The organism is Streptomyces sirii, from assembly GCF_045690365.1.
In the GTDB taxonomy this organism is placed as follows: Bacteria; Actinomycetota; Actinomycetes; order Streptomycetales; family Streptomycetaceae; genus Streptomyces; species Streptomyces sirii.
In genome coordinates this window covers 313,874-327,758 of the sequence record NZ_CP147982.1, presented here as the reverse complement: position 1 = coordinate 327,758, position 13,885 = coordinate 313,874, and the positions used below count along the sequence as shown (strand labels likewise).

6 protein-coding genes and 1 pseudogene are annotated in these 13,885 nt (G+C 69.7%); 2 read left to right on the top strand and 5 right to left on the bottom strand.

The window, feature by feature from the left end:
• Positions 1-55 precede the first annotated feature (55 nt).
• Complete coding sequence (locus WAB15_RS01545; protein WP_407284985.1) at positions 56-1,300, bottom strand: hypothetical protein; 1,245 nt, start codon at positions 1,298-1,300, stop codon at positions 56-58.
• Positions 1,301-1,960: 660 nt separating this feature from the next.
• On the opposite strand from WAB15_RS01545, the gene WAB15_RS01540 reads away from it, so the two are divergent.
• Both WAB15_RS01540 and WAB15_RS01535 read left to right on the top strand, forming a co-directional pair.
• A complete protein-coding gene (locus tag WAB15_RS01540; protein WP_407284984.1) occupies positions 1,961-2,755 on the top strand; it encodes a hypothetical protein in 795 nt (264 codons plus the stop codon).
• A 1,007-nt stretch (positions 2,756-3,762) separates the two neighbouring features.
• Positions 3,763-3,855 (top strand): annotated as a pseudogene (locus WAB15_RS01535) (transposase family protein); the annotation flags it as partial.
• 218 nt (positions 3,856-4,073) lie between these two features.
• On the opposite strand, the gene WAB15_RS01530 reads toward WAB15_RS01535, so the two are convergent.
• The 4 genes from WAB15_RS01530 to WAB15_RS01515 all read right to left on the bottom strand — a co-directional run bounded on the left by WAB15_RS01530 (position 4,074) and on the right by WAB15_RS01515 (position 13,850).
• Complete coding sequence (locus WAB15_RS01530; RefSeq protein WP_407284983.1) at positions 4,074-4,574, bottom strand: HEAT repeat domain-containing protein; 501 nt, start codon at positions 4,572-4,574, stop codon at positions 4,074-4,076.
• Positions 4,575-4,702: 128 nt separating this feature from the next.
• On the bottom strand, positions 4,703-6,244 hold the full coding sequence (locus tag WAB15_RS01525) for a PfaD family polyunsaturated fatty acid/polyketide biosynthesis protein (RefSeq protein WP_407284982.1): 1,542 nt from the start codon (positions 6,242-6,244) through the stop codon (positions 4,703-4,705).
• The gene (locus WAB15_RS01520; RefSeq protein ID WP_407284981.1) at positions 6,241-7,491 is read right to left on the bottom strand and encodes a hypothetical protein; all 1,251 of its coding nucleotides are present in this window, start codon (positions 7,489-7,491) and stop codon (positions 6,241-6,243) included. The genes WAB15_RS01525 and WAB15_RS01520 overlap by 4 nt, the downstream gene beginning before the upstream one ends.
• Positions 7,492-7,655: 164 nt before the next feature.
• Entirely contained in the window at positions 7,656-13,850 is a 6,195-nt protein-coding gene (locus WAB15_RS01515) for an SDR family NAD(P)-dependent oxidoreductase (RefSeq protein WP_407284980.1), read from the bottom strand.
• Positions 13,851-13,885 lie beyond the last annotated feature (35 nt).

Genomic DNA, 13,885 nt, shown 5'->3' with positions numbered 1-13,885 from the left:
CGTATTCACGTGCGAGTGGCGGCCGACCTCTCGGCCCGGCCGGCAGCCGAGAAGGTCAGCCGCCGCGCTTCAGGCGTACGACGACGGGGGCGCCGAAGGGATCGCCGGACTGGTTGACCTGGACGTGGCCGGCCCCCAGCCACTCGTCGGTGCCGGGCACCCGGTGGATCTCCTTCAGCCACAGCGACTGGTTCGACCCCTTGCGGGCACCGGTCGACAGGGGCAGGCGGTGGCGCTTGATCTTCACACACCGGCCCTCGTCGGTCAGGTACCAGTTGCCGTCGAGGAACAGGCCCTCGTCGTCCTGACCCACCGGCGTCCGCAGCGTGCACCCGCCGGGAGCGGGCTCCTGCTCGACCCACTTCGAGCCGTCCCAGCGCAGCCGGATGTACTCGTCCGCGGGTTCGTTCTCGGCCTCGCCGTGGTTGAAGGTGTTGTTGCCGTACGCGCGCACCTCACCGCTGTCGAGCGCGAAGACCTGGCCGAGGCCGGCGCTGGGCTCCGGCGGGATGGGTTCCTCGAAGCGGGCCTGCGGAGTCTCCACCGACTTCCAGGACGTGCCGTCCCAGTGCATCGAGGCGGGCTGGCTGTACCGCTCGCCGCTCAGCTCGGTGCCCGGCCCGGTCGAGCGGCTGCCGACCGCCCAGACGTCGTCCGGTCCCACCACGGCGAGATCGGAGGCGCCGTACGGCAGCCGGGTCGTGGTCCAGTGGGAGCCGTCCCAGTGCTGGGCGGTCTGTTCGCTGTCGAGGGCCCAGATGTCGTCCGGGCCTGCGGCCTCGAAGTCCCCGACTGTGCCGGGCGGGGGGTTCGGCACCGCGGACCAGCGGGTGCCGTCCCACCTCGCCCAGGGGTTCACGCCGGTGCCCTCTTCGTAGCGCTGCGGCCGTAGCCACAGTGCTTCCTCGCCGACCTGTTCGAGCACTGGCGGGTAGTCGGTGGTGCCGAGGGCTTCGGGAAGGGGCTCGTGCTTCCACTGCGTACCGTCGTAGTGCAGCAGGTGGGCGTTGGACTCGCCGTTGTTCTCGGTCCCGACCGCCCAGATGTCGTCCTCGGCCAGGACAGCGACATCGGTGAGCTCCCCGCTGAAGTCCGCGATGTGCTCGAACTCCCAAGTGAGGGAGCCCGTAGGGGCCTTCGGCGGGGCGCCCTTGCCGCCGGAGTCCGCCGCGCCGGCTGAGCCCGTGGTCCGGGAGCCGTTCGGATCGGAGTCCGTGCCGCACCCCGCAGCCGTGAACAGCAGGGCGACCACGCAGAGCAGGGCCGGAACGGCGGCAAGGCGGCGGGGGAGCGGATACATGCGGCAAAAGCCTGCGCGGTGCGACTTACGGGCCGGTAACGGCCAGGTCTGGATCGCGACTCAATAGATAGGAGCGCTTCAGTTGGCGAGTCCCGCCAGGTGTGGCGCTCAGCCGCCATCGTGTGGCCGATCCGTTTGGGCCGATCCGTTCGGCCGGGGCTGTCCCGTGCGCGGGTGGCGATGAGCAGCGGTGGGCGGCCGTTGGTGGTTCGTGGAGGTCCGGCGGTCCGACGCGGATCACTTGACGCAGACCCCTTGCGGCTGTTGGGAGACTGTGGGGGTAGATGGGTGCCTCCATGGCAGGCGAATCGTGCCCATGGCGGCGAGGCGCAGGGGGCTGGATAGGTGATATCTGTCCCCCAGACAGACGCCTGGACGCGCAGTCCTGCCTTCCGATGGGCATGCTTTTGGCATGTGCCAAAGGCGCAGAGCCGACCTGACGTCAGCGCTGACATAGGGGGCTAGTCGGAATCCGGCCGGAACTGGCTACCGCAGTAAATGCGGGCATCTGATTCTTGAGCCAACGGCACGTTTCCGCCGCATTTTGGCTGGTCCCCTATGCGGCCTTATGTGCGGCGTCCCTGAACCGATCGGGCCACGCGCCGAACCACCAGGCCAGCCGGTCTGCCGCACATCCCAACACATTGGAAAGCAGGGACCATGAACGGCATCAACCACATCGCCAATGGCCTCAAGAAGCCCTTCGGCGTAGCGGTGGACGGCGACTACCTCTACATCACTCAGTGGGGCGACCTCGGGAAGACCGGCTCGGTGGTGAGGGTGAACAAGAAGGACGTAAATTCAGAACCCGTCACCATCGCCACCGGCCTCGACATGCCCGGATATGTGACTGTGGATCGAGAGTACCTCTACATCGCGACCGAGGCGCCCGCCTCGGTGGTGAGGGTGAAAAAAGACGGGACGGACCCCACGCACCACAAAACCATCGCCAGCAGCCTCACCAGTCCCGGAGGCGTAGCGGTGGATGACGAGTACCTCTACCTCACCAACCTGGATAGCAAAATTCCGCCGCCGCCCCACGACTCGGTGATGAAGGTGAAAAAGGACGGGTCGGAACCCGGGCGCCACATCATCATCACCGATACCGACCTCAATCGACCCTTCGGTCTGGTGATGGACGGCGAGTACCTCTACTTCACCAACTTGGAGGGCTGGTCGGTGGATAGGGTGAAAAAGGACGGGTCGGCACGCGCCAACGTTGCCGGCGGCCTCAACCTTCCCATTGGTGTGGCGAAGGACCGCGAGTACCTCTACATCGTGCAGGAGGGGGACGATTCGGTGGTGAGGGTGAAAAAGAACGGACCGCCAGCCTCCGTCATCGTCGCCACCGGCCTCAAGGATCCCCGCGGTGTGGCGGTGGATGGCGACGACCTCTACATCATTAATCAGGGCACCGACTCGGTAGTGAAGGTGCGAATGAGGGTGCCTGCGTAGGTCGCGTCCGCGGAGCGGTGGAAAAGGGCTCGACGCGGAAGTCCGTGGGGTTGGTGTTGGCGGCTTCTTCGAGTTCTGCTGCGATCTCAACGGGTGTCTTGGGCAGCAGGGTTGGTGGTTTGAGCAGAGCGTGGCGGAGGTCTTGCAGGGGGCGCAGGGCGGCGGGTGTCATGGCGAAGCCGTGCCACCCGTGTGAGGCCCGATCGAGGACCACCCACGGCCGCTACGGCGTCGACTACCCCAAGACACCTACTTCGAGTGTGAACGCCCCATCGTGGGCGACGCCATCCGCCATCAGTTCGCCGAGCACCTGGAAGGCCGTGGTCCAGGATGATGTCGTCCTGGACCACGGCCTGTGGCTCCAGGCGGACCGCGACGCCTGGAAGAAGTGGTCGAGGCCGCCGGCGGCCGGTGGCGGCTGGTTCTACCTCCCGGTCGACCGGGACGAGCTGCTGTGGCGCCCTGGCCGACCGAACCGGCGCGAGGACGCCCACGCCCTCACCGTAACCGCCTGCGCCGGCGGCCTGGTTGTTCTTGTAGAAGGTCACCATCGGAGCCAGGAACGGCATCTCGCGCCGCAGTCGCTCGGTCACCGACGGCGCTCAGTCACACATGGTGTGACTGAGCGCCGTAGCACTTTGAGCCCGGCATCTGCGCAGGTCACGGGCGGCGAGTATCCCGGTCGACGCGACGGGGCGCACCGCCGACGACTTCTCCCGTCGCGCAGAGAGGGCGCATCTTTGCAGGTCAGACGGTGTGGCCAACTGTGATGCACAGACTGGCCAACTACGGGGTTCTGACCGCTCTTCCGTGATGCCTACGGCTGAAGGAGGACGCGGGCTCTGAGCAGTGCGAATGAGGCTCGCCCGTACATGTGCCGGTTGATCGTTTTGATTCCGGCAGGGACCGCGATGCCCTCCCGGATGGCCATCATGTAGCGGTTCGCGACGTGGTATCCACCGGTGTAGCCGAGGGCGGTCAGAACCCAGCATCCCGCCGCACGCGTTCACAGCCGGTACTGGCGTCACATAGCCGGGCTGCCCGTCGGCGGCCACCAGATGACCGTCCGTCTTCAAGTGCGTCGCTTCTTCTGTGCTTAGCGCCATCGGCCGCCGTCTGCAGTTGGACCGCAAGACGGTCCGGCGCTACCGGACCACGTGCTGAAATGCACGGCTACCTGGTGGTTATCGGGCGCCATGTGGCCACCGGGCTATCCCAAAGATCACGCCAGGGTGACCCGCATGCCGCCCTCGGCCAGGACGTCGAGGACTTCGGCGAACAGGTCGTACGGCTGACCGCCCGGCGTCAGGCGCGGGCACTATTCGGCGGCGGAACGGTCCTCGCGGTCCCACTTCCATCTCCAGAACGCGGAGAGACGGTGGTCGTGCTCGAAGCCGGGGCGGGAGAGCGGGCCTACCCGCTCGATCGCCTCCCCAGTGCGCGGGTCGTCCCGCCGAAGGAGACCATAGGCGGCGTTGAGCCGCGTCCCGAGGTCGTCCTCGTCGAGCAGGGCCACGAGGGCGTCGGCGACCGCCGCTGTACGGTCCACGCCGTCCGCGACGGCCTCCGCGGTACAGGCTCGCACATCGACCGCCGGATCCCGGAGCAGTCCGACGATGACGTCCGTGAACTCGGAGCTGCCGTCGTGAGCCGCGGTCAGCGCCCGGCCGGCCTCGGCACGCACTCCCCAGTCCCCGTCCCCGGCGAGTATCAGCAGGGCGGCCCGGGCCGCCGCGCCGAGGGGAGGGCGAGGCGTGTCCCAGCTGAGCAGGAGGTCGGGGACCCGGGCGCGGACGTAGGGGGTGTCCTCCCCTGTCATCACGGAAGACGCGGCTCAGGACGCGAACCGCTGCCGGAGTGCTGAGTCGAGTCCGAGTATCGGGTTGCGACGACCGCGAAGCCCGTCGCCTGGCGCTGATGGGGCCGTGCCGGCGGCACGCTGACGCATCAGGGCTGGGGCAGGGCGCCGTTGTCCGGGAGTGGGCGGTACTCCTCGCAGGATGGCGGCAGGCGGGCTCCGGCCAGCCGTAGGAGTGAGATCCGGCTTTGGTATGCCGCTCCGCGAAGGAGCTGGTCCGCCACTTCAGCCACGCGCCGCTGGGCGGGAACGGCCAAGTAGCTTTCCGCCGTCCAGGCGTTGAACGCGCCCATGGCGGGGCCGCACCAGATTTGGTAGTCCGTTGCGCGGGCCGGGTCGCCGTCGGTGGCCCAGCGCGAGGACAGGCCCAGGTACCAGCGGAAGAGCAGCGCCATCCGCAGCTTGGGGTCGCCGACGGCACGGTCGAGCTGGTCCGGACGGTGCTCGGCGAGGTATTCGCTCACCGCGTCCCATGTCCGTTCCACCGAGCCGTGCAGCACTTGGCTCTCCAGGCGTTCGCGGTCGCGGGAGGACAGCTCTTCCAGTCCTTCGTGATCGCGGTACAAGCGGTACAACCAGGTGGCGCGTCCCGGGAACATCGTGCCGCGCTTGAGTACCTGTACGTCGACGCCCATCTCGAACATGTCTGCCGCCGGGGCCATGGCGAAGTCGGCGATCCCGACCTGGGCGAGGAGTTCTTTGACGGCCGGTGACGTGCCGGCTTCCACACAGGACTGATTCACCGATCCGGTCACGATGTACGAGGCGCCGAGGGCGAACGCGGCGTACGCCGAGTGCGGGGTGCTGATTCCGCCGGCCGCGCCGACACCGACGGCGGGGGCCAGCCGGTCGCGCAGGCGCATGACTAGCGGCAATACGGCGAGCAAGGGCCGTCTGTCGGTGTGCCCGGCCGAGTCGGCCTCGACCGTGATGTCGTCGGCGAGGGGCGTTTGGCCTGCCCAGCGGGCCTGGTCGGCCGTGATGTGTCCGTCCGCTGCGAGATCCGCGATCAGTCCGGGAGGTGGCGGGCGCAGGAAGATCTCGGCGGTCTCGGCCCGGGAAACCTTGGCGATGACGCGGTTGGTCGGGCGCGCTGCGCCGATGCGCGGGTCGCTCTGGAATCCTGCCACCCGGTAGCGCACGAGATCCAAGGTGGGCTGGACGAACGCCGATGCCTCCACGCAGCGCACACCATGCCGCAGGTAGATGTCGACCGTGTCCCGTTCCGCACCGGGGGCCATCGGGCTGTGGATGAGGTTCGCCGCCCAGGCCCCGCCGGGCAGCTCCGCGCCGAGGCGCCGTACCGCCTTCTCGATCCGGGTCGGCGGTAGCCCTGCCGCCCCGAAGGAGGCCAGGTGACCGGCCCGGGCGAGTGCCAGGACCAATTCCTCCGTGGAGATTCCGCCGGCCATCGAGCCCGCCATGTACGGGTAGCGCACCCCGTGTCGTGCCGCGAAACCGGATGGGGCGAGTCGCTCCGGCGCGACAGGGCCTGCTGCGGCCAGCAGTTGAGCGGTGGGCGGCGGCTCGTGGGCCGCGCCGATCCGGCCTTCGGACCGGACGATGTAGCACGGTTCATCGAGCCGCGACAGGACGCCGTGCACTCCCCGGGTGTCGAAGTGCGCGATCATCGCTTCGCCTTCCCGTCGCCGGTCCTGGCCTCGATCGCGATGTCGGTGACCTGGTAGATCCGCAACCCGTCCCGCCATACGCTGCCGTCGGCGCGCAGGAGCAGGCGGTCGCCTGCGCGGCGTACCTCGCGGATGTGCACTTCGGCCTGGACCTCGTCGTGGTGCTGAAGGATCTGTCCGCGGTACGTCCAGTGCTGCCGGGTACCGAAGGCTGGTGCGAACCGGGGCGCTGTGATGCCGTGGGTCGCGCCGGTGTACAGGGCGAACGCCCTGACCGCCCGGTGCAGCGTCTCCACGCCGAACGAGCCCGGCATGACCGGGTCGTCGCGGAAGTGCAGGTCGAACAGGGGGTCGTCGCTGCGGACCGGCCTTCGGCACAGCACGTAGCCGAGACCGTGCACACCGCCGTCCGGCACGAGGTCGACATCGTCGAGCAAAGTGAGCCTGCCGAGTCCGAGGCGCTCGTCGGTACGAAGGGACAGGCGGCGTACGCCGATTCGGCTTCCCTGGGTCTCCAGCCAGGTCGGCACCCGTCGGCCGGCGTCCAGACCCTGCTGCTGGGCCAACATGGCAGCGGTGAAGTAGCCGTGCGAGGTTTCGCCCGTGTAGAAGAGCTCGCCGTCCAATTCGACTGCGTATCCATAGCGTTGAATGATCGCGCCCGGCAGTGAAGCATGCGAGAGCAAGGTCGTGCGCTGCCGCAGGGTCCTGCCCCGGGGGTCCGCGTCACGAACCAGCTCGGCATGGCCTTCGAGATTGCGGACCATGAACGCCTCGTCCGGGTGTTCCAGGTACAGCCCCGTCACCACCCCGGTGTACGCGGCAGCCTGCAGCGAGCTCTCCAACAGGAAGACGTTGGGCACTCCGCCGCTTCCGTCCAGTCGGCAGAACCAGGGATCGGCCGGGACGTCGAACTCCGTGTCCACCACGGTCCCCACACGGTAGTCGGGCACCTCGCCGATGCCGTTCGAGGATCGGCTGAGCATGAGCAGATCACCTCGGGGCAGGCGCGGGCGTGCGCGGCCGGTGGCGAAGCGCGCGGAGGGCCCGTAGGCGACGCGCAGGTCGCCGTCGGCAGCGTGGGCCATGTGCAGTTCGTGGACAACCGCCGGTTCGCCCGTGGACATCGTGGGGAGAGCGCCTCCGGCAGGCGTTGCAGCAGCCTCGGCCTCCGCGAGAAGCATCTCCTGGGCCGCCTGCTGGGCCACGAGTACGGCGTGATGGGCGCGGTGGACCTTTTCCGCCATCGCGCGGGCGAGCTCCGCGCCCGACGCGGAACAGGGCGCCGGAATGCCTGGGGCCGGAGCACTCGCCGCCTGCACACTGTGGGCGGCGGACGCTCCGGTGGCTGCGGTTGCCCCGAACCCGTACGGGACGAAGGGAACGCCTTCGAACCCCAACGCGTCGTCCGTCATCCGGCCGCCACCTCCGCCGCCGGCCATGCGGCCCTCGCCACCAGTTCCGGGGCAGCGACGATCATCTTCAGACTCTCCCAGCGTTGCAGCACCGCGCCGTCGGGGGCGCACGCGGTGACGGTGACGGTCAGGTCCAGCGGGCTGTCGTCAACGAGTTCCGCGACGATCAGGAACGGCTCGCCGTCCGGCAACGGCGCGTACATGTTCACGCTTTTGACCGAGACCGGCAGACAGCGGTGGCCGGACCTGCGGCGGCCCAGCAGCGCGGCGGTCTGAAGGAGCAGGTCCGCCGAGGCCGGGTGGTAGCGCAGCCCTGCGTACGCCCCGTGCGCCAGCTCGGGCTCGGCAAGGCACGCGGAGACCGTCAGCCTCGTGTCGCTCTCCTCCACCGCTTCGCCGAGACCCTGCAGCAGTGGGCCGTGGAACAGGAACCCATCCGCGTACGCGGAGTTGTTCTGCCACGTCGTGGCAGCGGACGGCAGGTCCTGACGCGGCGGTGGCGAAACGCTCTCGCCGAGGACGAGGTCGCCTTCGTAGCGTGGCGGAGCGTCCGAGGCGTCGGCGTCGCGGATGACTGCATGCACCGCCGCACCGCGACGGCTCAGGTCGAGTCGGGCACGGCCGGGGTGGGCGCCGTCGAGAACGAGTCCGTTGCGGATGGTGAAGTCGTGGCAACCGGCGACGGGGTGGCCGCCGTGCACGCCCTCCACGGCCGCGACGCACCATCCGACAGCCACCGTCATGGGCAGCACGGGATGGCCGTTGATGCGGTGGTCCAGCAGGACCGGCTCGGCGTCGAGGCCGCTGAGGTCGCGGTTGAGGACGGCGCCCTGGGGCGAGAGGGCATCGCGGCGGCGGAAGACTGGTTCGGTTGGTCCCACGACCGTCATCAGGTCGCCGGTGTGCTCGGGGCTCATCTGCTCGACGAAGTAGCGGCAGCCCTCCTCCCGGGTCAGAAGCGGTACCCCGTGCTGGACGAAGATCTCCTGGATACCCGGCGATGCCATTCCGCCACGCCACGGCCCCCAGGCGAGAGCTGCGACACGGCAGGTCGGCTGCGCGGCCTGCCACGCGCAGGCGAAGCGGTTCAGCGCCTCGTTCGCCAGCGCATAGTCGGTCTGCCTGGCATTGCCGTACACACCGGCGACGGAGGTGAATACCACGAGGTGGCGCAGCTTTTCGGCGGGAAGTGCGTCGAGGATGTTCACGAGGCCGGTGAGCTTGGCGTCCACCACGCGGGCCACGCTCTGCTCGGACTTGTCCCACAGGGGTTCGTCGGCGAGGACGCCCGCGCCGTGGATGATGCCAGTGATACGGGTGGAGTGCGGGGCGAGTGCCTTGGCGACCGCCGTCCGGTCGCCGACGTCGGCTGCGACGTACTCGGCGTCGACGCCCTGTGCACGCAGACCGTCCAGGGTTGCCTGTACCTCTCGTTGATGTTCGAAAGCGCGGACCTGCCGGTCGAGGGCGGCCCGCTCGGCCGGAGCCTCGGGGTCACCGCCGTCGGCGCGCAGCCGCTGTACGAGCACATCGCGCAGCGCGCTCTCGGTGGCGCAGTCGGCCGCCCATCCCGGAAGTTCGGCGAGCGGGGTGCGGCCGAGGAGGATGAAGCGGCACCCCCGGGCGCGGGCGAGTTCGCTGACGCACCAGGAGGTGATGCCGCGTGCTCCGCCGGTCACGAGGAGGACATCCTGGGCGTCAAGTTCGGTATCGGGCGCGCCGGGCAGCGGATGCCCGGGGCGCGCGGCAAGCACCGGGGTTCGACGCAGTGCGCCTGCGGCCCAGCCCACTTCGCGCAAAGCGGTGTTGGCATCGGTGATCTCGGCGAGGAACCGGGTGCCGGCCTCGGCGTCGTCCAGGGACGGCGCGATGTCCACGACCCGGCCGAAGAGCGTGAGTCCCTCCAGGGCCAGCGTCTTGACCAGGCCACCCAGGCCGCCGGCCAGCGCGGTCACCGGATCCGCCCCGGAGCCTTCGAAGCCGAGCGCGCCGTCGAGCCGCGTCACCGCGACGAACCCCGCCCGGTGTCCGGCCTCGGTCGCCTTGCGCAGATGCGGCGCGATGTGTTTGGCCACGAGCACCGCGTGGCGCAGCCGGCGGATGGTGGCCTCGGAGCCGTGCGCGGCGGGACGGTCGAAGGGCAGGACGCACAGGTCGACGCGGGCAAAGCCGGCGAGCCGGGCCTGAAGGGCGTCCTCGGTCCAGTCGGTCAGGGCCACATCGTCCCCGGTCACGGTCACGTCCGGCAGCGCGAGCGGCCGGACGTGCCATCCCGCGGCTCGCAGGGACCGGACGAGCGTGGCGGAAAGGGAGCTGCCGTCGTCGATCACGACTGCGGTGTGGTCCGGTGCGTACGCCCTCAGGTACTCGTCCGGGGCGGGTAGCGGACGCAGTCCGATGTGAGCCCGGCCGAGTGGTGCGGTGGTGAATTGGCCCAAGTCTCCGGTGGGCGCGGCGGCGATCTCCTCCAGCACCAGAGACAGATCCTGGATGGTGCGGGCCTGGGCGAAGCGGTAGATCTCCTCGCGCGGGATCACGGGATAGCGCCGCCACGCCTCGGCGGCGATCTCGACCTGCTTGAGTGAATCAATGCCCAGGTCGGCTTGGATGTCGAGGTCCGGTTCGAGCATTTCGACGGCGTAACCCGTCTTTTCCGCGATGATCTCGCGGACGACCTGCTCGACGTGGTCCCGGTCGAGCACCGGCCGGTCGTCGGACGCGCCTTCGGCGGCTGCTTGCCCGGGGTCCAGGAACGTGGCGATCGCCGACCGGGCAGCGGGTACGCGCGGTGTGTGGGCCGGGGATACGCCCGGCGCGGAGAGGGCAGGCTCGGCGGGAGCAGCCGGCTGGGCGTATTGGGGCATTCGCGTGTCTGCGTGGGGTTCGCCGGGTGCCGGAGGAACCTGGGGCGTCGTCTGCTCGGCCCCTTGCGCCCGGGGCACGGCGAGTGCGGCGCGGGCGGGGGAGTCCGGTCCGGCACCGAGGGAGAGCCTCAGCAAGCTCCCGAGCACCTCATTGGCCCGGATATGGGCCTCGCTGAGCGCCATGCTGTGATCGCGTACCGCCGTCACGCGGGCGGTGGTGTGCGGCTTCTCGTCGTCCGAGGAAGCCAGGAGACCGACCAGCCGCTCGGTGGTTCGCAGTTGTCCATCGAGGAAGCGGTTGTGCAGCGCCAGGTGAGCGGCGGCCGCGTCGGCGAGACCGCTGAGGGGGGCCGGTCCGGTGGGCACAGACCCTTCCGGCACGGCTTCGGGAGAAGGGGATCCGACGGTTTCGGTCGGGCCCGGGGCGTCCGTCGATGCCGTGTCCGGGCCATGGGCGAAGGCCGGCCCGGGAGCCCCGGCGGCGGCTGTCCGGGCGGCGGTGGCATGGGTCGCCTCGCACGCGTAGGGCTCGGAGAGGATCTTGTCGAAGTCCTGGCGCCGTGCGTTCAACGCGAAGTTCGGTCCCTCCAGCAGCCGGGACACCTGCGATCCGGCTGTCGCCTCGGGTGGGGCGGGCAGTTCATGGCGGTCGATGCCGACGAGGGGCCGGCCGAGTACGGCCAGGCGAAGCGCTGCCAGCTTGAGGGCCGCCGCGCTGTCCGTACCCGGGCCCAGATCGGTCGGGATCGCGACGACGTCGTCGCCGAACGTCCGCCGGGTGAGCTGGGTGAGTACTTGGCGGGGCCCGAATTCGACGAAGACCCGGCAGCCGCTCTCGTACAGCTCGTGCAGGCGGCCGACGAAGTCCACCGGGCTGATGATCTGGCCGACGAGTGTGCGGGCGTTCTCGGCCGGGTCGGTGCAGTAGGACGCTCCGGCGGTATTGGCCGACACTGACAGCGCCGGCGGCTGGATGACCTCACGTGCGACGGCTCGGCTGAACGGGTCGAGGGCGTGGCGGATCAACTCGGTGTGGAAGGCCGCGGCGACCGCGAGACGCTGGGCGGGGATGCGTTCCCGCATACAGGCGGCCAGGAAGTCCTCGATGTCCGCAGTCGGACCGCCGACCACGAAGTCCTCAGGGCTGTTGTGGTTGCAGACCGTCAGGGCGGGAAAACGCGCACGGAGTTCGCCCCAGACTGCGGCCGGGGCGCGAACCGCCACCATGGCACCGGGGTCCCTGTCGGAGTGAGCCTCCATGGCGAGACCGCGGGCCCGCGCGAGCCGGAGGAACGCGGGTTCGTCCAGAGCCCCCGCCGCCCACAGCGCGGTCAGCTCCCCGAAGCTGTGCCCGAGCAAGGCATCGGGCACGAACCCGAGTTCGGCGAGATAGGCGTACTGACCCGCCGACAGCGCACCGATCGCGAGCTGGGCATGGGACGTGCGGCGTAGCCGGCTCTCGGCTGCCGCCGGGTCCACGCTCCCGGGTGCGGGAAAGACCACTCGGGCGAGGGATTCGTTCCCCGGCGGACACTGCGCGTTGGCGGCGTCGAACGCGGCCCGTACGGGTGGCAGCGCGAGCAGAGCACTGAGGCCCATGTCGACGTACTGGCTGCCCTGTCCGGCGAACAGCGCCGCCACCTTCGCTTCGGGCTCCAGCGCCGCCCGGCGGTAGTGAATGCCGCTCGCGTGCTCCCAGGACTCGTGACCGGGGTGGGCGCGCAGCTGTGCCGCCGCGGTGCTTCGGAGCTCTGCCGCCTTGGCCTGGTCAGCGGCGACGAAGCCGACCCGGGCATGTGTCGCGGGGATCGGCTCGTCTCCGGACCAGGGCGGGGTGTCACCGACGAGGAGATCGAGCAGGTGTGACGGATCCGGGGCGTGCCAGAGGCAGGTCACCGGTGTGGAGTGCAGGATGCGCGGGGCGGAGGCATGTTCCTCGAGAACGGCGTGGAAGTTGACCCCGCCGAAACCGAACGCGGACACTCCGGCACGCCGGGCCGGCCGGCCGGGATCACGTACCCAGGGGCGGGCCCGTGTATTGACGTACAGTGCGCCGGCGGCGCCCTCGGCTGGCGCGTCGACGTTGATGGTGGGCGGCAGTACGCGGTGGTGCAGGGCCAACGCAGCCTTGATCAGCCCCGCAGCACCGGCGGCGGCCTTGGTGTGGCCGATCTGGGACTTGACCGTGCCGACCGCGATATGGGCGGGCCCCTTGTCGGACGCCACGAGCGCCGCGAGTGCGCCCAGCTCCACGCCGTCCCCCACGGGAGTGCCGGTGCCGTGCGCTTCGACGAGCTCGACCGAGGCCGGTGACGCCGCGGCATCCTCGTACGCCCGTCGAAGAGCGACGAGCTGGCCGTCACCGCAGGGCGCGTAAATGCTCTTGGTCCGGCCGTCGCTGGAGCTGCCGAGGCCACGCAGGACGGCGTAGATCCGATCGTTGTCGCGTTCGGCGTCCACGAGCCGCTTGAGGGCCAGCATCCCGATGCCCTCACCGAGCATCGTGCCGTCGGCACCACGATCGAAGGGGCGGATTCGATCGGTGGGGGAGAGCGCCGGAGTCTTGCTGAAGCACAGATACGTCATGATCGTGTTGTCGGCGTCGCAGCCTCCGGTGATCATGAGGTCCGCACGGTGCGCGACGAGCTCGTCGACGGCTCCGCGAACCGCAGCCAGCGAGCTGGCGCATGCCGCGTCCACCGTGTGGTTGGCTGCGCCGAGCCCCAGCCGGTTGGCGATCCGACCGGATACGACATTGCCGAGTACGCCCGGGAAGGAATCCTCCGTCCAGGGCGGCGACGCGGCCTTGAACCGGCGGACAACCTCCTGTGCGTCGCGGTCGGACAGCCCGCAGCTCAATGCGACGTCGCGGACCTGGGGAGCGAGCAGCCGGGCACCGAGAGGAAGCATGGTGGAGTTGGTGCCGCACACGCCCAGGACGACTCCGGTCCGGTCCGGGTCGTACCAAGAGGCACTGTCGCATCCGGCGTCACGCAGCACGTCGCGGGCGACGATCAGGCTCAGGAGCTGGACGGCGCCGGTGGAGTCCAGGACAGCGGGCGGCATTCCGAATTCGAGGGGGTCGAACGTGACGGGTGGCAGGAAACCGCCCTTACGGGCGTACGTCGCGTCCTCGGCGAACATGTCCGGGTCGTAGTGGTCGGCGATGCGCCACCAGGCGGCCGGTACGTCCTTGATGCAGTCGCGTCCGGCAACCACGTTGCGCCAGAACTCGCGGATTGTCCGGGCTTCAGGGAACATTCCCGCGATGCCGACGATGGCGATCGGTGTCCGGTGGAGCCCGTGATTCGGGCGGCTGTCTGGCACGTGAACCCCACGGTGGTTGGGACGAGGGCTGGACT